This is a genomic window from Ruegeria sp. HKCCA5491, assembly GCF_013034565.1.
Classification (GTDB): domain Bacteria; phylum Pseudomonadota; class Alphaproteobacteria; order Rhodobacterales; family Rhodobacteraceae; genus Ruegeria.
In genome coordinates, this window is record NZ_WQGG01000015.1 from 1 (window position 1) to 18,780 (window position 18,780).

An 18,780-nucleotide genomic window follows, 5' to 3' on the forward strand; every position below is an offset into this window, starting at 1 on the left:
GAATCGCTGGGCGAGGTCGCCGAATACGCTGGGGCTTCGATCCTGAAGCGGTGAAATCCAGTCGGGGTGCGACCTTGATCCAAACTCTGTGAGAGGGGTCGCACACGCAGGACGAAAATGACGAATACCCTGAATCCTCACCCTTGCGCGCATTGAGTGAGAAGCTCAGCGCCAAGTGAGTACATTAAGATAAGATTACGGTTGCTTAATATTGCGGTTGGAGCCTTGCAGGGAAACCGCTCACGGACCACCTAATCGGGTATCCCATTGGACAAAATCAGAGGCGATCAGGATGAAAAAGGTGGTGTTGACCAGCATTGTTGGCGGATCGTTGTTCTTGGCGGCATGTGGGGCCCCAACAACGCCAACTCAGGCCCAACTACAGCATGACGCGCGCTGCGCTGCGGGTGTTCTGGGCGGTGCCGCACTTGGTGGAGTGGTTGGGAACCGGTTCGGTGGTGGAACAGGCAAGGCTCTGTCTACCGCAGCCGGCGCGGGTCTGGGGATGTATGCAGGTCAAGCGGCCTGCCACTGACCACATTTAGTCGGATGCGCCGTCTTGCTTGAATTTACTATTTTGATTTAATCTGTGGGAACACTTGCTGGAAGGATTGCCCCGAACACATGGTTTGCGGCTCGGATGCAAAGGTGTTTTCCGGGTTCGAAAGCCGGTTTATCCGGCTGCAACGTTCTGCCGTTGAATGCCCAGCCCTTCGATCCCTAGTTCCATCTTGTCACCGGGTTTCAGATAAGTCGCAGGGTCTTGACCCATGCCAACACCCGGCGGTGTTCCGGTTGAGATGACATCCCCCGACTGCAGGGACATGAACTGCGACAGATGCGCGAATCGGAAGGTGCCTTCACGTGCCGCTATGCGGTTTCCAACAACGCATCGGAAAGCGCGTGTTCCGAAAGGGCGCCCGGTGCGCCAATTGCGACGAGCCTTGTCTCGGGTTTTCGGCTGCCCCACGCCCCATCCCGTGCGATGTCCATACGCTTTCCGACGACTTGTACAAGGATGCGATGATCCGGATCCTCTTGGCTGAAGACAAAACCCTTCAGGCGATAGACGTTGCCGGGAAGCTTTCGAATAGCACTTCGAAGAGATGACAGGCTTATCGGGTTTTCAACTTTCATCATGATCGTCGAAAAGCTGTCTGAATGATCAGCGTGACGACAGTCGCAGTCGGGGCCATGTTCATGATGATCAGGTATCTCTGCTTCAAGTTGTTCTGCCGCAAAGCGGCCAACGGAAAGAAGTATGTCCAGTGGGACGTTCGCATTGACGGCTTCGACAAGACGATATCGCCTGAAACGAGAGCCAAGCCAATCATGCACCTTCTGAACTGTGGCCCTGTCGACAAGATCGACCTTGTTCAAAATAACCATGTCGGAAAATGCGATCTGACGAAGCTTGAGTTCCATCTGTTCCGGCGCGGCAAATAATTGTTCCGCATCAACAAGACACATGAGGCTGTCCAGGCGGATCATGTCCTGGAACCGCTGATCCGTAAACGTCATTGCGATTGACGACGGGTCCGATACGCCACTTGCTTCAAGAACGATGTATTCCGGTTTCTCAGGCCGGGCGAGAACGGATTCCACAGTCTCAATCAGATCATCCCGGATCGAGCAGCAAACGCAGCCATTCGCCAGACTCATCACATCATCTTCAAGGCCAACAACGAGATCAGCATCGACGTTGATGGATCCAAAGTCATTCACCAGAACCGCGACCCGCAGCCCGTGATTGCCTGTCAGGATACGGTTCAAAAGTGTTGTCTTACCGGCCCCAAGAAAGCCGGTAAGGATTGTAACAGGGATTGCGGATGCCGAGCCGAATTCGATCATGTAGTCACTCCGCCTTTTTCTTGCGGTTCGGGATGACGTCATCGACCTTGATGACGAAATCGCTGGGCCATTCTGGATTGGGGGCCCGGAACACGTCGGCTGGATAGTACTCCTTGGGATCAATCTCCATATCGCGGTATTTCTGGTCCTGCTGTTCCGCCCGTGATGACCGGGGCGCCGGTGGCTTGATTTCGTCCGGCAAGGTGATCCTGCCTTCGGCTTCCATTTTGCCCAATTCGCGGAATGGCGCGACCGAGCCGGATTTCCCCGGAAGCGTTGCCTTCCGATACCAGATTGCATCCTTTGTGACGTTTACGACGGCGACATCCAACCCCCAAGCGAATAGCCCGTCATAGTGGGCTCGGATTCCCGCCAGCATCTCGGCATCAATGTCCTCGTCCTGCGTATAGTGCGTTACCATTGCAAGCCGTGGGCGCGCCTCAGCCATCATCTTACCGACCGCATAGTGCGAGGTGTGGTGGGTATCGATTGTGTAGTTGAACAGTTCTTGCGGCAGGCCGTATTTGTAGGTCATCAACTGACCGATATCCTGACCGGACATTTCGGTGACAAACACGTCGACGCCTTTGCCGTACTCAAGGCTCAGTTCATCGGGACGGCCATCGCCGGTCCAAACAAAGCTCAGGCCGTTCCAATCCAAACGATAGCCAACAGCGCCGTCCTTGGCATGACTGCGCGGCCAGGACCGAACCGTGACGCCGTCTTCGTCATAGACAATGCCGCCTTCTTGACGGAAATCGAATTCATTTACGTCGATCTCGTACCCGTCCCCGATTGGGAAAACGTCAAATGCCTCCAGATGCCATTTGAGCATCTGTTGCATGCCTTTTACCATTCCGGCAGTACCAAGTTCGGGCGTCCGACCAGAGGGGCCGTGAATGCGCAGCGGTGTGTATCCACCTGACCACGCCCGGAATGGGTAGATGTAAGGAATATCGGCGTAGTGATCGACATGCAGGTGTGTGATGAAGATGTCATTGATCAACTGACCCGGAACCTGCATCCCGATGATATTGCGAACGCAGCCCGATCCGAAATCGAAGAAGAACCGTTTTCCATTGCCCAATTCCACCATGATACATGTCCCGGCCTGATCTTCACGGGGTGGAAATGGAGTTGAACCACAGAATGAAATCCGCATCTCGTCAGGCCCGAGTTCCTCGGACAGCGGGAAATAGTTCGCGTTCGAGCCTGTCATGTATTTCGTGGGGCGAAAATACTCTGGCAAAGTGATGCCCCCGGCAGGCCTGCCGCCGTAAGGGTTCTTAAGGGTTTCACCCAGTGGTCCATTGCCTTGGTGCGCTTGCGCTTCGCCTGTACCGTAACTGACCGCTCCGGTTGCGACTGCACCTGCGGCCAACCCCTGAATAACGTGCCGCCGTGAAGGGTTTTCGATTTCGTCAGATTGCTGGTTCGGATTGTTCTTAATATCTTTGCTGTTGTCTTCTTTTGTCATGGCCATGCCCTCAATTGGAAATGCTACGAGGATCGCGCTTCACCATCCGGCGAAGCTCGTTCACGAGTTCAGATTTGATGTGGGCCCATTCGGCGCGCTCTGAGGCTGTGATGGATACGTCATCCAATTGCGTCGAAACCTTCCGTAGGTCTTCGATGACTTCTTTCAGCAACGCATCCGCTTTGATACGCCCTGAAAGCACTTCGGAAAGTTCTGGTATCTCTTCAATCAGATCCACCGCCACTGGATAAATCCCGGTTCCCACTATCTATTCTCACATCCAGATGAGTGTGGTTGACCGCATCGGCCAAGTGAGTCACCGTGAGTTGGGGGTGAGTTTGCCTTGAACACAGTCAATGATTTGCAGATAGATCAAGATGTTGGGCAGCCGTCGCCGGATCTTGTCCGCGAAGCACTCGCGCGTGTTGTATCAAGCGAAGAGTTTCAGGCTTCGCCCCGCCTCCAGCAATTTCTTACCTACGTTGTCGAGGAAACTATCGCGGGTCGCGGCCCCCAGATTCGGGGTAAAGCAATCGCTGTCGAGGTCTATGGGCGCCGCATTGACGGTTCTGGCGGTCAAAACCTTGTTCGTGTCGAAGCCAGACGGCTGCGTCGATTACTGCGTGAGTACTATGACGATCACTGGGATGGTACCGGCGTTCAGATATTTGTCGATCCTGGCGGCTACAAACCTCGATTTTCGTACGAGGCCCCGCCTGAAGATCGCACCGAAAATGTTAGAACGCACAAAGGTGCTGCGCGGCGTTCCTGGCGCGCATTGCTTTTCGGATTTGGGGCTCTCGCTTCTGTCGCTGGCCTTGGGATTTGGCTCGGCTGGGAACGCAACGAGTCTATGCCAACATCCAATTTCAGAGAGCAAGCGGAACGAGCCGCACTTGGCGAGCAGTCTTTGACGCGATTGCAGGCGTCTAACCTTGCGGATCAGGCGCGCGGCATGTTTTTCCCCGTCTTTGACGCTGAACGTCAGCGGATCGCACTAGGAATGTTCCAGCACGCGACCGAACTCGACCCTGCGCTGTCCGACGGCTACGCCGGATCGGCGCAGGTTTTGGCGACTCTGGCATTGTTGTCACCGGATGAAGCGCAGAGAGAAGAGCTTATTGGCCAAGCTTCGAAAATGTCAGGGAAGGCGCTTGAATTATCCCCAACTGATGCGTGGGCGAATGCTGCAAATGGATGGGTATTGGCTGTAAGCGGTCAGTCAAACGACGCTTTGAAATTTGCGAAGATTTCGATCGAACTGACCCCATCGGACGGCCATGTTTTGGATCTTGTTGGAATAACGGCCATTGTTGCCAATGCACCCGAGCTTGCAGCCCAAGTCAGCAACCCCGAGAGACCCCGAACGGGATCTGGCCGATTTGGCGCAAGAAACATCTGGGGGGTCTCGCAGCTTATGCTCGGGAATTACGAAAGTGTTGTCGAAGCCTTTCAAGGCGCTCCAGCCGCCGGCGCCCCTGTCAGCGCCCCTTCATTGCTGTTTCAAGCTGTTGCGCAAAACAAATTAGGAAACTCAGAGTCTGCGCGACAACTTGTTACTGAAATGCGAAAGACGTGGCCCGAGTTTCCTTACGAACTTCTCACCAACAGAATCTTTCCAAATGCTGGTGCGACCCGAAATTCAATATTCGAAACACTAGAAGTGTATGATCAATTGGGTTGCAAGAGTCCGTGTCACGGGCGCGTAAGGTCAAGCGTTAGCGTGTCCGACGAATAAGGATTGTCTGAACGGGACTCTTCATATCTGGCCGGATCTATCTGCGCCGAGATCAGCGCACCAATTGCTGCAGTTTTTGTACCCAGGGCTCGTCCTTTGGCTGCGCCAATGTCCCCAGTTCTGCCCCGCGCCATATCCGGAAATGGCCAACTCGGGCGCGACGAGCAGATCGGAGCCCTCTGCCTTGGCATCGCGCATGGCCTGTTCCAACCGGGTCTAACGGTCTTGGGGGGTGCCGCCCGCCTGCATCTGAAATGCGGTGATTTTCATGTTCGACCCCTTGTCGTGGTGCAGTTGGATCAAAAATTCAGCGTTTCCTTTCGCGACCGTATTCAGAATGCCGGATTCAACAAATAGTGCGTTGCAAACGGATACATTTCTCAGGCTCAATGAAAAGATGAAAATAACTGGCTCAGACATCCATCTTTTGACCGTATTTAACAGTGTGGTGCGCAATCGGGGTTTTTCGGCTGCGCAGGTTGAGCTTGGCATCAGCCAGCCGACGATCTCAAACCATATTACTGCGTTAGAGGAGCGTTTGGGCGTGCGCCTGTGTCAACGCGGGCGCCGCGGGTTCCTGCTGACCGAAAAGGGTCAGATGGTGCATGAGATAGGCATGGCTCTGCTTGGGTCTTTGGACGAACACTCGACCCATCTGGCCGAGTTGAAAGGCAATATGGTGGGCCGTCTGAAGCTGGCGGTGGTTGACGCCACCACAAGCGACAAAAATTTCAAGCTGCCGCAAGCTATAAAACGGTTCACCGAAGCCGCGCCCGCAGTTCGGATTGATCTTTCGATTTCCGAGCCGCAGGAGATTCTACAAGGTATTCTGGACGGTAGTTACCACATTGGGATTGGGAGTTTTGATAATGTTGGTAACGGGTTAAGTCTGACCGATTTATACGATGAAAACCACGCGCTCTATTGTGCGGGTACACATCCTCTTTTTGGCGCCCTCGCAGAAGAGATCACCGAGGATGTGATCGCACGTCAGGCCTGGGTGCATCGCGGATACTGGAATCAGCAAAGGCGGAAGACCCTGAAACCGTCCGAAAGGGACCTGTTTGTGCAGAAAATCGAAGCTCAGCTCATCTTGGTTCTGAGCGGAGCCTATGTCGGTCTGTTGCCCCTGCATCTGGCAACCCCACTGGAGCGCGAGGGCCGTGTACGGCGTCTGCCCAATAGCCACGGCGACGTTACCTGCACCATGCAGATTGTCACCCGCTCCGGGAGCCTGCCTAACGTCAATGAGCTGTTCATTTCAATTCTCGAAGGGGTTTATAGGCCAAATTACATTGGGAAATGAAAATGTAAGAGTTTGCGCAACGGTATTTTTCGAGCGCCCGCCTCTGGTTAAGGTCTGGCGATAGTCGAAAAAACAGCGCGACGGGAACCACAATGCCAGACACCGCAAGGCCGCATTTCAATCAACCTTTGGGCGGAAATGAGATGCCGCGTTTCGGGGGTGGAACCACGATGATGCGGCTTCCGGCTCAGGATACAGCGCAGGGGCTGGATGCTTGTTTCGTTGGGATTCCAATGGATATCGGTACGTCGAACAGAACCGGTACACGTTACGGCCCACGGGCAATTCGCGCTGAAAGCTGCATGTTGCGGCCCTTTAATATGGCCACCGGCGCGGCACCTTTTGCCAATATGCAGGTGGCGGATATCGGGGACGTAGCGATCAACACCTTCGATCTGAAAAAATCCGTGGACATCATCACCGACGCCTATGATCAGATCCTCAGCCACAACACCGTGCCGATCACGCTGGGCGGTGATCACACGCTGACCTATCCTGTGCTACGCGCGATTGCCCGCAAGCACGGCCCGGTGGCCTTGATCCATGTCGATGCGCATTCAGACACGAATGACGAGATGTTCGGCGAAAAGATCGCCCATGGCACCCCCTTCCGGCGCGCGGTCGAAGATGGGTTGCTGCAAAATGAAAAAGTTTTTCAGATCGGGTTGCGCGGCACGGGTTACGCGCCCGATGATTTTGACTGGGGCCGCAAACAGGGTTTTATCGTCATTCAGGCCGAAGAATGCTGGCACAAGTCTCTAATCCCCTTGATGCAAGATATCCGTTCAAATATCGGAGATACGCCCACTTATCTGACCTTTGATATCGACAGTCTGGATCCGGCCTATGCCCCCGGCACTGGCACGGTTGAAATGGGCGGGCTGACCAATATCCAAGCGCTTGAGATCGTGCGTGGTTGTGCCGGGCTCAACCTTGTCGGAACCGATTTGGTCGAGGTCTCGCCGCAATACGATGTCAGCGGCTGCACCGCGCTGATCGGGGCCAACCTGGCCTATGAAATGCTATGTGTTTTGCCCGGAAACCAGGCCAATTAACGGCACTAATAGGAGACCGCAATGCCACAATCACCTTTCCGCGCCGCCGCTTTCTGGGTACTGCCGCCGCCCTTTCCGTGCCTACGATCGTCAGCGCCGCACAACCGCTGAAGGTCGGAACCTATGGCGGGTTCTTCAAGGACAGCTTCAAGCAGTTCATCTTTTCTGAGTTCACCAAGGCCACAGAGATCGAGGTGAACTCGGCCGCCGTTCCCACGGGCGAAACTTGGCTGGTGCAGATCAAGAACGTCACCCGCGCCAAGACCGCGCCTGCGGACGTCTCGCTGATGGCTGGTATTCCGCGAAGCAACGGGGCCGCCCACCGAAATCGCCCAAACTTGTGTCGGCCATGATTGGGTCGCATCCCTATATCCTGATCGCGAACTCCGAACATTCTTTGGCGGGGTTAAGCGCAGTGTCGTCCTAAGCGATTTTGCAGGGAACGTTCATCGCCCGAGAAGAGGGATTGGGCACCCGGATGCTGATGGCGCGCTATCTGGACGACATGGGAGCAGGGCAAAGCCATCGGGTTTCGGTTATGGGGTAACGAAACCATCAAACAGGCCGTGAATGCAGGGCTGGGTATTGCTATGCTGTTCAAACATACGGTTATGGAAGAGCTGAAAACCGGGCGTCTGGTCAGCCTGAACCTGAACGTTCTGCCGCTGCAGCGGCATTGGCATCTTATTCAGCCACTCAATATACCGGGCGCGCCCGCAGCAAAAACAATCTGGGGCGAGATTTGTGAAATGGAAGGTAGTTTCCTGCCCCGACAGATCAGGGGCAGGGGTCTGCCGGCTTGTCAGGCCGAGGCAAGCACGTCGGCCTTCGACGTGGCCCGAGCTGCGCCGCTGTTATCGCCTAATCCTTTCAACGCGCGCGCGACGGCTCGCCAGTTTTGAACAGACGTTGGCTTTAATCCGGCGCGCTCATTGGCCAACCCCAGCGCCAGATCATAGCGTTTGTCGCGCAAGGCGGCCTCCAGCAAGGTCCAGCCGATGATGTCCCGCTGGGCAAAGCTGCCGCCCAAGCGGTGGGTCATATAACGGACCGGCAACAAGCGTTCGACGCAAGCGGAATAATCTTCGCGCTTAAAGTCCTGAATTGCCATGCAAAAAGGCATTCCTATTTCGCGGCTCATTGCAGCGTTCGCGTCCGAGGCGCTTTCGAGATAGCGTTTGTTGGCGTGGATCAACAGGTCTTGTGCCTCTAACCGGTCGTCAGACGCAAATGTCATCATCGCGTGCACATCATTGAATGCATAAAGCGTGTCCTGGGCCGCCGGTTCCCATTTGTTGGCCAGATGCACCCAGCGGTCGCCCGAATCCTGACCGGCCAGATTCATACGCCACAGCAGGGCCGCCGCATCCAGCTCTTCGTATTTGTTGCCATCCTTCTGGCGGGAATCCAGGTGGTGATCAAAGATATCGTAGACCTGATCATATTGCTCCAGATCGAGGTGATATAGCGAGGTGTGCCACCATAGGTGGTTTGCGAAATTAGACGTGCCCCAGACGTCAGCGCGATCTTTCATGAACTTGATGCCGCAGGATTGCTGTCCGCGCATCTCCATCACATGGCTTACTGCGTGAATCGCATAGGGGTTGTCAGGCCGGATATCCAATGCCTGTCGTGCCAGATCTTCGGCATGGGTAAAGTCGCGGTTTTCTTCCAACCCAAAAGCGTAGAAGCCCAGAACAAACTCATAGCCCGGAATATCGGGATCCCACAGGTTGAAGACACGGGCGGCCACGTCGCGCTGCCCCGGGACATCGCCAAGCAAAACCATGGTGTAGTGGATCAGACCAAGCGCAAACAGATCCTTAGGGTATTGCGTCAGAACGGCCTCCCACTTCTGTAAGGCCCCAAAAAAATCACCAGCCGCCCAGGCCTTGACAGCCGCCAGGTGACCCTGCTCGCGTGTGTTGGCCTGGTCTGACAGTTGTTCCGCGCGCGTGATCGCTTCGATGAACTGCGGGTACACGCGCGTTTCCATGAACTGTGTCAGCCATCCAGCCTTGAACAGCCACCCCATGACAAAGCGGGGATGCTCGGCCAAAATCGCTTCAATGCCGGCAATTGCGTCTCCGCGGAAGGACAAGGATTGTTCAATCGCCCGTTCCAACCCCTCGATGGCCGATGCGTCGCCATAAGAAACCGGTACCCCGCGAATATCCTTTGAGGACCGCGGAGTGCCTTGCATTTGATCGAGAGCCATTTTGTCGTCCTTAGCCGCTGTCAATAAACATATCTCTTATTCGAACCGCTCGCGCTTATTGGGCAAGCGTTGTCTGCACCATTTCGGGCTGGCCTTGTCCTCGTTTATGCCACAGGCGGTACCTGACCGAGTATGAGCTTCGCTGATTTGTGAAGGGGAGTGTTAGTTTCGTGTTCAGATTGGGTCAGCGAGCGCAGATTATTGCATCACAAAAGGAATTTCGGCAGGAATCGGTTAAAATTTGAAACATGTGCCAAAAAGTCTGAAATAATTCTGAAATAATATTGACGAGAAAACACACCCCTTGGACCGCCAATAATTGACTTTGGCGGTTCAAGGGGTGAATCGACTCTGGGTGTATCAGGGCGACCGGGCGTTTTCGGAGTCGGCTAATAGTGCGTCCACAAAACCCGGCATGCCGTCGTGGTGGGAAAAGGATTGGGTATGCGGAATCAACCCGACCGGTTTCTTGCGATATCCTTCGGTGAACAGCAAAAACGGAACCTACGCACGCATTTCGGCCTCGGCATCAACCCCGCTGTCGCCGACAAAAATCTCAGGCCCCGGTGGCAGGTCTGCATAGGCCGAATACAGGGGAGCCGGGTCGGGGTTATGTACAGACGGTCTGTCCCCGGCGCACACGACCTAAAAATATTCTTCAAGATCAAGATGCTTAACGACGTCCATGCAGGGGACCGTTGGCTTGTATTTGCAAGTTCCCAGGTTGTGACCTCCCTGAACCAGCGCATCCAGCGCCTGTTTGACGCCCGGATATATTAGCGTCAAATGAACGGCTTCCTGATAGCGTTCTTTGAACTTGCCCAATATCCGGTCATGATCCGCGTCATCACGTCGTTGCAGGCGTCGATGTACAAAGCGCAGGTGATGCATTCCATCTGTGATCCGTTCCTGATGTCGATTCCTTTCGGGCAGACATTCACTCAACCCTTGCAGTCAATGCAATTGCCGGCATCCAATGTGTTGGCTTTGCCTCGCGGCTCTCCCCGCCAGTCACGATAGCCTACAACCAGAGTGTGTTCATCGATCATGGCAGCCTGAATGCGCGGCCCCGGGCAGGCATAAATGCAAATGTGCTCACGCATGAAGTCGACAAAGATGAACGTTGAAAGCGTCACGAAACCGATGGTGCCGTAGGCGGCCGGGTGGGCAAAAAATGCGACCAGATCAGCCAGAAACGTTGGCGCGTTGGCGAAATAGATAACCCAAGCTCCGCCAGGCCCGACACTGATTAGCTGCCAGATGGTCCGTTTGGTCAAGCTCAACCGCCACTTCTGCAGGGTCCACGTGCTGCGATGCAGCCTGAGCCGCGCATTGCGGTCCCCTTCAATCCATCGCTCGACCAGAATGAACAGGTCGGCCCAGACAGTCTGCGGGCAAGCGTAGCCGCACCAAACGCGACCCAGCGCCGATGTGAACAGGAACAGTCCCAGACCCGCCATAATGAACAGGCTCGCGACGAAATAGAATTCGTGCGGCCAGATCTCGATCCAGAAAAAGTAAAGCCAACGGCTGGCAATATCGACCAGTACCGCCTGATCAGACAGGTTTGGACCCCAATCCCACCTGAGCCATGGGGTGACGTAATATATGCCCAGCGTAACGATCAGGATCACCCATTTGAGGCGGCGATAATAGCCTGACACCTGACGGGGAGATATGGGTTCGCGCGGAGCACATAGTGAGGGAGACGACATCCGTTACTTCTTGATCTTGCTTGGATTGTACCCAAGTTAGGTTCTGTCGTTTTTTGCATACCGCTGTGCTGCAATCGGGTGCGAAACACTGTGCTATTGCCTTGAAAGGTTGGAATGAAACGTCGAAAGTCTTTCCGTTTTTCGTTTACTTGCGCTTCTTTCTGCCCGGCGGCCATAAGGGCGGCACAAGCGTGATTGATGCATTTCAATATGCATACAAAGGGCATATAAATGCAGACAAGGAGTGAAGCAATGAATGACAGCACGCCAAATGTCGCATGGGTTCCAGCCGTCGAAGAAGGCAACGGCCCTATGTACCTTGCGATTGCTGAAGCCATTGCGCGCGATATTCGTGCGGGCGTCCTGCGCCCCGGTCAGCGGCTTCCGCCACAGCGCGCGCTGGCCAGTGTTCTCGGCATTGATTTCACGACCGTCAGCCGGGCGTATTCGGCTGCAGGAAAAGACGGTTTGGTCGAGGGGCGCGTGGGGCAGGGCACCTACGTCAAAGAGTCCAGGCCTGCCAATCCGGTGGCTTCGGACAGCGCAAAAAACCAGACTGCCGATATGAGCATGAACGTGCCTCCCCGGTTAGAGGATGCTGGGCTGGTGCGCAGTATGTGGCAGGGCTTTGATGCGCTTCGATCCGAACATGGGGTTGAGTTTCTGATGCGCTACCAGATGCCCGGTGGCAGTCATGAAGACCAACAGGCCGCGCAGTTCTGGCTTCAGCGCCATCTGGGGCTTCAGCCGCATGATGACATCATCATTTGCAATGGTGTGCAGGGCGCAACCTGGACTATTTTGTCGCTCATACTCGAGCCGGGCGATACGATATGCTGCGAAGAATTGACTTATCCCGGCCTTCTGGCGCTTGCGCAGCACCTGAAGCTGAACGTTGTGCCGATCCCAATGGATGCGGACGGTCTGGACCCCGACGCGCTGGATGAGGTTTGCCAGACCGCGAAGCCCCGTGCCATTTACGCCACGCCGACCTTGCACAACCCGACGACGATCACAATGCCCGTCGCACGGCGCGCGCGTATTGCCGAGGTTGCCCGCAAGCACGATCTTCACATCATTGAAGACGATGCCTATGGGGTGCTTGCAAGCACGGCGCCGGATCCGCTTTGTGCCATTGCGCCAGAGCGGACGTGGTACGTATCATCCCTTTCAAAGTGTCTGGCACCGTCGCTTCGCGTTTGCTTTATGGTGCCGCCATCCGGCACGTCGAATGACAGCGTCAGGCGGGCGATGCGCGCAAATGGCAGCGTCGTGTCACCGATTTCTGCAAGGTTGGCAACGAATTGGATCACCTCTGGCCTGGCCGACAAAATTTTGTCCGCGATCCGGTTTGAGACTGAACGGCGGCAGGGCGTACTGCATCAATCTCTGCCGGATATTCGTGTTCCAAAGGACGCATTTCATGTCTGGCTTCCGCTGCCGGGCGGGTGTTCCGCCACAGAGTTTGTTCTGAAGCTGCGCGGCTCGGGGCTGGGGCTTGTGCCCGGTGCAGCTTTTGCGCTTGGCAAGGCGCCAAATGCGGTCCGGGTTGCGCTTGGGTCTCCTGATACCGCGGCGAATTTGGGGACAGCATTGCGCAAACTGGTCGATGCGTTGGAAAACGCGGATCAGCACGATTGGATGGTTGTCTGAAAGTCCAAACGCTCACGGTAGATTCAGCCAGATTAAGAAAAGATGGACGTGGGTTCTGTTTCGCTTGAGGCGACAGGAAAAACCATCGCAGAACTTACTGCGACGGCTCATCTTTTTTGCTGAAATAGCCCTTGCGAGCGTCGCGTGACTGAAGGTTGAGGGAGATCATGTTGCGTAGCCGGGCTTTCCGGAAGGGAGTTGCGCAACCGACTAGGGCCTTGATCTGTCCGAAAAGCCTAGGCTTGCTTGGCAAGCCTGCCTTAGAACCCGTGCATGTGTTTTGCCCACTGAAGCCCAATTAGCGCGCCCTTGAACCGTGGCAGCAAGAACAGGGATAACGCAACTGCACCGGCGGATGTCACCGTCGCCATAACCAACGGCGTAGGTTCCCAGACAGACCAGATAATATGCAGCGCAAAGCCTGCTAAGTGACCAACGATCAAAATCGTAAAATACGCAGGGCCATCATCGGCGCGCGCGTGTGTCAGATCAAGGCCGCACACAGTGCACGTATCATTCACCTTTAGGTACTTGTGAAGCACGTGCCCTTTGCCACAGTTCGGGCATTTGAGAGCAAAGCCCCTGCGCAGGGCTGATCGTGTGTCTCTTTCTTCCATTTCCGAATCCAGCCATCAAAGATAAATTCTCGGGGTGTCTGGCATACAAAAGCCAAACATTGTAGCAAAATGTCACTTTTTGTATGTATATTTTGACGCATGCGTTTGCAAATGGCGGGCGACTGTAACCTGCCGTCCACTCAACACATGGCCGCAATTCTTTAAGATCGACGAGTACTACCTGACCTAAACGACGCAGCGCCCAGATTGTTGGACTGATCCGAACAAATCCGGGCGGCAATCAGTTTGTGCAGAATGCTTGTAGGGGGTGGGCGGTTCCGCTCATGGTTTTCTTGCTATGAGCCAGTACGTTACGCCCAACGCCAGACCGATCGCTGCATATCCAAGAAAGTAGTGAGGGTCCAAGCTCTTGTCGTCCAGCGTGATGATCTTTCGAGCGACCGCCATCAAGGCTGTCGCGACTACAAGCTTGATATGGATGACGTCGGCGGTCAGGTAGAGCGTGATATTTGTATAGATTTCGATCGCGATCAATACGACCAGAACAGCACTGAATACCGCCAGAAGATCGCTAACCTCCAGAATGTACAAAGGTGGTTCCATAAATTTCTGATAGGTTGTGAAACCGGCATCAATAATTGCCAACAAAATAATGCCGAGCATGAGGACAGATAACGCTCGAACGCCGTGGCGGATCATGCGGTTGCACCATCGAACGATAGCGTCCTCGTGGTTGGGATCCAGCTCTACGTGTTCTGGGACAAATTTGTTTTCACCGCCACTCATCGTCGTCTCCAATAGTAATTTTCTGTGCAAGCAACGGATATTGCACCAAATTGAATCGCTCACTTTTCTTTGATGTAATCCTCCCATGAATTGGAATTGCTTTTCCAGTCTGATCTGCCGGTCGTCAAAACAACGCGTTAGGCTGTTCTGGAAATGCCAATCCGACCCATTTGAATGGGGGTTTTGGGTGAGACTGTCGATCTTATAATTCCGCTATGCGGAACGCTAAACCGCATATTGACTAACTCAGATCTTGGAGCTAGAACAACGGCGCTGCATCTGAGGAGAGTGTATTGCGCCAAACCCACCAGCTGATCGAAGAACAGGCAGCGAGCGAATTATCCCACAAGAAAGTTGGGGCTTTCGCGGACACACCGGCACAATTGATCAAAGAGGTTGAGAATGCTTGACGCATATATTTACGATGGGCTGCGCAGCCCGTTTGGTCGGCACGGCGGTGCGCTGGCATCGGTCCGGCCCGATGATCTGGCATCACAGGTTTTGGACGCGCTGGTTAAACGCAGCGCATTCGACGCGTCCGAGATCGAAGACGTCATTCTTGGCAATGTCTGCCAGTCGGGCGAAGACAGCCGCAACGTGGCCCGCTACACCGCATTACTGGCCGGTCTGCCGGTTGAGGTTGGCGGTCAGACCGTAAACCGCCTGTGTGGTTCGGGCATGTCAGCCGCTTTGGACGCCGCGCGTTCAGTTACAATTGGCGAGGCTCCTTTGTACGTCGCAGGCGGTGTCGAAAGCATGACCCGCGCCCCCTTTACCATTGCCAAGTCCGAAACCGCCTATGCAAGGCAAACACAGATCTTTGACAGTGCCATCGGTGTGCGCTTTCCAAATCCGCGCATCGCTGAGATGCATGGGGAATACCCGATGCCAGAAACCGCTGATAATCTGGCCCAGGACTATCAGATCACACGTGAGGCGTCGGATCAATTCGGATACAACTCTCAGGCCCGGTACGAGGCGGCCCGAGCGCGTGGCTTCTTTGATGCCGAGATCACCCCGATCACCATCAAGGGGCGCAAAGGGGCGACCCATGACGTTGGGCAGGACGAACATCCCCGCCCGGATACACAACTTGAGAAGATGTCGGCTTTGCGGACGATCTTCCCCGAGGGGGTGACGACTGCCGCCAATGCCTCGGGCGTTAATGATGGTGCGGCGATGCTGATGATCGGCGCCAGAACCGACCGTGCCGCGCCGCGCGCGCGGATTGTGGCCGGAGCCATCGCAGGCGTACCGCCCCGGATCATGGGAATCGGCCCGGCGTTCGCAGTCCCCAAGGCTCTGGAGCGCGCCGGTCTGACTTTGGATGACATGGACCTTATCGAGATTAACGAAGCCTTCGCGGCACAGGTTCTGGCCTGCTGCAAACACTTAGAGATTGATCCCGCTGACAGCCGCCTGAACCCCAACGGTGGTGCGATTGCGGTTGGTCACCCTCTGGGTGCGTCGGGTGCGCGGATCGTGCTGACCGCGATGCGGCATCTTGAGGAAACGGACGGGCGTTACGCCTGTCTGTCCATGTGCATCGGCGTGGGGCAGGGGATCGCCCTGATCCTGGAGCGCGTGTAAGCCCACATGTCGGACGCGGAAAGAGATCGCCGGTTTGCTTCGACCCTCGCCAAAGGGTTGCAGGTGATGCAGGCGTTCAAGCCCGGTGATGTCTCGCTGGGCAACCGCGAGTTGGCAAGGCGCACAGGAATGCCCCCATCCACCGTGGCGCGGATGACCTTCACCCTTGCCTCGATGGGGTTTTTGGAGCAGTTGCACCCGTCCGAGGCCTACCGGCTTGGGCCTTCGGCCATGGCGCTTGGATACACAGCACACGCCGGGCTGTCCTTTCTGCCAATGGCCGAAATCGTGATGCAGCAACTGGCTGACGACACCGGTGTGTTGGTTGCGCTGTCCATGCGTCACGGCGATGCGGCCATGTTGACCCGCTGTTGGAGGCCGCGCAACGCATCGTCGCTGTGGCTGAGCGAGGGGCACCGGCTTCCGATGGAGCAAAGCGCCCCCGGTCGCGCCATTCTTGCCGCTGACTCAACGCTGGTTGCCGAAACTGAACAGGCACGGGCCGACCGCGAACATCTTGAAAGCAGAGGTTATGTAATTTCCTACGGAGGCTGGAACAGCGGCGTCAATGCTTGCGCTGTCCCGTTCCAAACCGCCCTGGGCACGCAGCCATTTGCCTTTCTGTGCGGTGCCAATGCCTCTGATCTGAATACCGAAAAACTGGAACGGGTTGTGGCGCCACGGCTGCGCGACACGGTGCAAACACTCAGGCATAGCCTTGGGTACATGTGATAGAAAGCAGGAGATTTTTATGACTGCGGTCGAAATTCGCAAAGAGGGTGAGGTCGCCCTTGTCAAGATCGACAGCCCTCCGGTCAATGCCGCCGGATATGATGTACGCGTCGGGCTGGTGAATGCAATTCAGGACGCGGCATCGGACGACGCAATCAAGGTCATCGCTCTTTTTGCTGCGGGTCGAACCTTTGTGGCCGGTGCAGACATCCGTGAGTTTGGCCAGCCGCCGAAACTGCCCGGCCTGCCCGAGGTTTGCGACCTGCTGGAGGCAAGTGCCAAGCCGATAGTCTGCGTTTTGCACGGGACGACACTGGGCGGCGGTCTTGAGATCGCTCTGAGTTGTCAGGCGCGGGTCGGCATCAAGGGCCTGAAACTGGGCCTGCCCGAGGTTAATCTGGGTTTGCTGCCCGGCGCAGGTGGGACTCAGCGTTTGCCCCGGCTTGTGGATGGTAAGACGGCTTTGACCATGATCACCTCGGGCAAGCCGATCTCGGCCGAAGCGGCACTGGAAGCTGGGCTACTGGATGATTTGCAGGATGGTGACCCCGAGGCGGTTGCCCTGGCTGCTGGTCAGCAGGTTCTGGACGGCACACTCAAAACCCGCGTTACGGCTGAACAAGACAACCGCATCACCGCAGATGAGTTGAACACGTTCCGCGCCAAGGCAAAGGGCGAATTGGTAACCCGCGCATTGAAAGCGGCAGAGGCAAGCAGCCTTCCGCTGTCCGAAGGGTTGCAGGTAGAGCGTGACCTTTTTGTCGAAGCATTGGGCAGCAATGCTCATAAGGGCCTGAAACATGCGTTCTTTGCGGAACGCGCCGTGGCGCATATCCCCGAAGCCAAGGCGGACGCACGTGACCTGAAGTCTGGTGGTGTGATTGGTGGCGGTACCATGGGGTCGGGCATTGCAACGGCGATGTTGCTGGCCGGGATGCCTGTTACGCTGATTGAAATGGAAGAGGACCGCGTTGCTTTTGCCCGTGAGACCATCACCAAGAACCTCGACGGTGCAGTCAAACGCGGAAAACTGACCGAGGGGCAGCGGGACGCCGTTTTAGGCATGCTGACCTGCACCACCGATATGGCCGCTCTGGCGGACGCAGATGTGGTGATCGAAGCGGTATTCGAATCCATGGACGTAAAACGCGAGGTTTTCGGGAAGCTGGACCAGATCTGTAAACCGGGGGCTGTTCTGGCGACGAATACTTCGTATCTGGACGTCGATAAAATCGCGGCGACAACCAGCCGGCCTCAGGACGTGATCGGGTTGCACTTTTTCTCGCCCGCCCATGTGATGCGTTTGCTGGAAGTTGTGGTAGGTAAAGAGACCGCGCCCGAAATCGTCGCCACCAGCTTTAGGCTGGCCAAGAAACTGCGCAAAATCGCCGTGCGGTCAGAGGTTTGCGACGGCTTTATCGGCAACCGTATTCTGGCACATTACCGCAAGTCTTCCGCCTATATGCAACTGGACGGTGCGCCGTTTGAACAGATCGACGCCGCGCTTGAGGGTTTTGGCTTTGCGATGGGTCCCTTTGCTGTATCGGACTTGGCAGGGCAGGATATCGGCTGGGCCACGCGCAAGCGGCAGGCAGAGTTCCGCCCGGCCGAGGAGCGCTATGTCGAGATCGCCGACCGGGTCTGCGAGCAGGGCTGGTTTGGACGCAAGAGCGCTAAGGGTTTCTATATTTATGACGGCAAGACCCGCAGCGTGAACCCTGCCGTGGCCGAGTATGCGCAGGTCGAGCGCGAGGCCAAAGGTATCTCGCCCCGCAAATTTACCGATGCCGAGATCGTGGATTGCTATATGGCCGCGATGGTGTCCGAGGCCGCGCGAGTGGTCGAAGAAAAGATCGCCCTGCGCCCCATCGACGTGGATGCGGTTTTCCTGTTCGGTTACGGCTTTCCGCGCCACTGGGGCGGACCATTGCAATATGCAGACATCACAGGGCTGGATGTTCTGGTTCAGCGCATCGAGGAATACGCGAAAGAAGACCCGTATTACTGGCAGGTTCCAGCCCTGCTGCGTGAGCTGGCCGAGGCTGGCAAATCCTTTAACGATCTCAACAAGGAGGGCTGAG

Annotated in this window: 18 protein-coding genes and 2 pseudogenes; 11 read left to right on the plus strand and 9 right to left on the minus strand. The window is 55.8% G+C overall.

Annotated features, from left to right (window positions below; translation table 11 throughout):
* Nucleotides 1-292: 292 nt before the first annotated feature.
* Nucleotides 293-535 (plus strand): glycine zipper 2TM domain-containing protein, encoded by a 243-nt coding sequence (locus GOV88_RS17950; protein WP_171125516.1) that lies wholly within the window; start codon nt 293-295, stop codon nt 533-535.
* 138 nt (nt 536-673) lie between these two features.
* Here the strand turns inward: GOV88_RS17950 and GOV88_RS17955 are convergent.
* The 4 genes and pseudogenes from GOV88_RS17955 to GOV88_RS17970 form a co-directional block, all read right to left on the minus strand.
* Nucleotides 674-844: pseudogene (locus GOV88_RS17955) on the minus strand (fumarylacetoacetate hydrolase family protein); the annotation flags it as partial.
* Between the two features lie 26 nt (nt 845-870).
* Nucleotides 871-1,851, minus strand: a complete 981-nt coding sequence (locus tag GOV88_RS17960; RefSeq protein ID WP_171241289.1) for a GTP-binding protein — start codon at nt 1,849-1,851, stop codon at nt 871-873.
* 4 nt (nt 1,852-1,855) lie between these two features.
* Nucleotides 1,856-3,328: a guanitoxin biosynthesis MBL fold metallo-hydrolase GntH gene (gntH, locus tag GOV88_RS17965; protein WP_171125551.1), complete on the minus strand. Its 1,473-nt coding sequence runs from the start codon at nt 3,326-3,328 to the stop codon at nt 1,856-1,858.
* 10 nt (nt 3,329-3,338) lie between these two features.
* Nucleotides 3,339-3,572, minus strand: coding sequence for a hypothetical protein (locus tag GOV88_RS17970; RefSeq protein ID WP_171125552.1), 234 nt, complete (start codon nt 3,570-3,572; stop codon nt 3,339-3,341).
* Nucleotides 3,573-3,671: 99 nt separating this feature from the next.
* Here GOV88_RS17970 and GOV88_RS17975 point away from each other — a divergent pair, with 99 nt between their 5' ends.
* The 6 genes from GOV88_RS17975 (at nt 3,672) to GOV88_RS20795 (ending at nt 8,329) form a co-directional block, all read left to right on the plus strand.
* Nucleotides 3,672-5,066, plus strand: coding sequence for a hypothetical protein (locus GOV88_RS17975; protein WP_171241290.1), 1,395 nt, complete (start codon nt 3,672-3,674; stop codon nt 5,064-5,066).
* 108 nt (nt 5,067-5,174) lie between these two features.
* Nucleotides 5,175-5,423, plus strand: coding sequence for a hypothetical protein (locus GOV88_RS17980; protein ID WP_171126729.1), 249 nt, complete (start codon nt 5,175-5,177; stop codon nt 5,421-5,423).
* 70 nt (nt 5,424-5,493) lie between these two features.
* The gene (locus tag GOV88_RS17985; RefSeq protein ID WP_171241291.1) at nt 5,494-6,372 is read left to right on the plus strand and encodes a LysR family transcriptional regulator; all 879 of its coding nucleotides are present in this window, start codon (nt 5,494-5,496) and stop codon (nt 6,370-6,372) included.
* A gap of 92 nt (nt 6,373-6,464) precedes the next feature.
* Nucleotides 6,465-7,427, plus strand: a complete 963-nt coding sequence (speB, locus tag GOV88_RS17990) for an agmatinase (protein ID WP_171241292.1) — start codon at nt 6,465-6,467, stop codon at nt 7,425-7,427.
* Nucleotides 7,397-7,780, plus strand: a complete 384-nt coding sequence (locus GOV88_RS17995; protein WP_171241293.1) for a hypothetical protein — start codon at nt 7,397-7,399, stop codon at nt 7,778-7,780. Before speB ends, GOV88_RS17995 begins: the two co-directional genes overlap by 31 nt.
* 237 nt (nt 7,781-8,017) lie before the next feature.
* Nucleotides 8,018-8,329 (plus strand): hypothetical protein, encoded by a 312-nt coding sequence (locus tag GOV88_RS20795; protein WP_371808193.1) that lies wholly within the window; start codon nt 8,018-8,020, stop codon nt 8,327-8,329.
* Here GOV88_RS20795 and GOV88_RS18005 read toward each other — a convergent pair.
* The 3 genes and pseudogenes from GOV88_RS18005 to ccoG all read right to left on the minus strand — a co-directional run.
* Nucleotides 8,230-9,645 carry a tetratricopeptide repeat protein gene (locus GOV88_RS18005; RefSeq protein ID WP_217351017.1) on the minus strand — a complete coding sequence of 472 codons (1,416 nt, stop codon included), beginning with the start codon at nt 9,643-9,645 and terminating at the stop codon, nt 8,230-8,232. The two genes, GOV88_RS20795 and GOV88_RS18005, sit on opposite strands and share 100 nt — an antisense overlap.
* A gap of 645 nt (nt 9,646-10,290) precedes the next feature.
* A complete protein-coding gene (locus GOV88_RS18010; protein WP_171241288.1) occupies nt 10,291-10,536 on the minus strand; it encodes a hypothetical protein in 246 nt (81 codons plus the stop codon).
* A pseudogene (gene ccoG, locus GOV88_RS18015) lies at nt 10,482-11,360 on the minus strand (cytochrome c oxidase accessory protein CcoG); the annotation flags it as partial. The pseudogene ccoG and the gene GOV88_RS18010, both read right to left, overlap by 55 nt.
* Before the next feature lie 252 nt (nt 11,361-11,612).
* Here ccoG and GOV88_RS18020 point away from each other — a divergent pair.
* On the plus strand, nt 11,613-13,013 hold the full coding sequence (locus GOV88_RS18020; protein WP_171241294.1) for a PLP-dependent aminotransferase family protein: 1,401 nt from the start codon (nt 11,613-11,615) through the stop codon (nt 13,011-13,013).
* A 260-nt stretch (nt 13,014-13,273) separates the two neighbouring features.
* Here GOV88_RS18020 and GOV88_RS18025 read toward each other — a convergent pair whose 3' ends face one another.
* Both GOV88_RS18025 and GOV88_RS18030 read right to left on the minus strand, forming a co-directional pair.
* The gene (locus GOV88_RS18025; RefSeq protein WP_171125568.1) at nt 13,274-13,630 is read right to left on the minus strand and encodes a DUF983 domain-containing protein; all 357 of its coding nucleotides are present in this window, start codon (nt 13,628-13,630) and stop codon (nt 13,274-13,276) included.
* 282 nt (nt 13,631-13,912) lie between these two features.
* Nucleotides 13,913-14,377, minus strand: a complete 465-nt coding sequence (locus GOV88_RS18030) for a phosphate-starvation-inducible PsiE family protein (protein ID WP_217354453.1) — start codon at nt 14,375-14,377, stop codon at nt 13,913-13,915.
* A gap of 402 nt (nt 14,378-14,779) precedes the next feature.
* Between GOV88_RS18030 and GOV88_RS18035 the strand changes: the two genes are divergently transcribed.
* From GOV88_RS18035 to GOV88_RS18045, 3 genes are read left to right on the plus strand one after another with little or no spacing between them, the layout of a single operon-like run.
* The gene (locus tag GOV88_RS18035; RefSeq protein WP_171126733.1) at nt 14,780-15,967 is read left to right on the plus strand and encodes an acetyl-CoA C-acyltransferase; all 1,188 of its coding nucleotides are present in this window, start codon (nt 14,780-14,782) and stop codon (nt 15,965-15,967) included.
* A gap of 6 nt (nt 15,968-15,973) precedes the next feature.
* Complete coding sequence (locus GOV88_RS18040; protein WP_171241295.1) at nt 15,974-16,699, plus strand: IclR family transcriptional regulator; 726 nt, start codon at nt 15,974-15,976, stop codon at nt 16,697-16,699.
* Nucleotides 16,700-16,718: 19 nt separating this feature from the next.
* The gene (locus tag GOV88_RS18045; RefSeq protein WP_171125574.1) at nt 16,719-18,779 is read left to right on the plus strand and encodes a 3-hydroxyacyl-CoA dehydrogenase NAD-binding domain-containing protein; all 2,061 of its coding nucleotides are present in this window, start codon (nt 16,719-16,721) and stop codon (nt 18,777-18,779) included.
* Nucleotide 18,780: the final 1 nt, after the last annotated feature.

What these genes read in the sequence shown, in the direction of transcription:
- GOV88_RS17950 (WP_171125516.1), top strand. Translation starts at nt 293, where the DNA reads ATGAAAAAGGTGGTGTTGACCAGCATTGTTGGCGGATCGTTGTTCTTG.
- GOV88_RS17960 (WP_171241289.1), bottom strand. Translation starts at nt 1,851, where the DNA reads ATGATCGAATTCGGCTCGGCATCCGCAATCCCTGTTACAATCCTTACC.
- gntH (WP_171125551.1), bottom strand. Translation starts at nt 3,328, where the DNA reads ATGACAAAAGAAGACAACAGCAAAGATATTAAGAACAATCCGAACCAG.
- GOV88_RS17980 (WP_171126729.1), top strand. Translation starts at nt 5,175, where the DNA reads ATGTCCCCAGTTCTGCCCCGCGCCATATCCGGAAATGGCCAACTCGGG.
- speB (WP_171241292.1), top strand. Translation starts at nt 6,465, where the DNA reads ATGCCAGACACCGCAAGGCCGCATTTCAATCAACCTTTGGGCGGAAAT.
- GOV88_RS17995 (WP_171241293.1), top strand. Translation starts at nt 7,397, where the DNA reads ATGTGTTTTGCCCGGAAACCAGGCCAATTAACGGCACTAATAGGAGAC.
- GOV88_RS20795 (WP_371808193.1), top strand. Translation starts at nt 8,018, where the DNA reads ATGCTGTTCAAACATACGGTTATGGAAGAGCTGAAAACCGGGCGTCTG.
- GOV88_RS18005 (WP_217351017.1), bottom strand. Translation starts at nt 9,645, where the DNA reads ATGGCTCTCGATCAAATGCAAGGCACTCCGCGGTCCTCAAAGGATATT.
- GOV88_RS18010 (WP_171241288.1), bottom strand. Translation starts at nt 10,536, where the DNA reads ATGCATCACCTGCGCTTTGTACATCGACGCCTGCAACGACGTGATGAC.
- GOV88_RS18020 (WP_171241294.1), top strand. Translation starts at nt 11,613, where the DNA reads ATGAATGACAGCACGCCAAATGTCGCATGGGTTCCAGCCGTCGAAGAA.
- GOV88_RS18025 (WP_171125568.1), bottom strand. Translation starts at nt 13,630, where the DNA reads ATGGAAGAAAGAGACACACGATCAGCCCTGCGCAGGGGCTTTGCTCTC.
- GOV88_RS18030 (WP_217354453.1), bottom strand. Translation starts at nt 14,377, where the DNA reads ATGAGTGGCGGTGAAAACAAATTTGTCCCAGAACACGTAGAGCTGGAT.
- GOV88_RS18035 (WP_171126733.1), top strand. Translation starts at nt 14,780, where the DNA reads ATGCTTGACGCATATATTTACGATGGGCTGCGCAGCCCGTTTGGTCGG.
- GOV88_RS18040 (WP_171241295.1), top strand. Translation starts at nt 15,974, where the DNA reads ATGTCGGACGCGGAAAGAGATCGCCGGTTTGCTTCGACCCTCGCCAAA.
- GOV88_RS18045 (WP_171125574.1), top strand. Translation starts at nt 16,719, where the DNA reads ATGACTGCGGTCGAAATTCGCAAAGAGGGTGAGGTCGCCCTTGTCAAG.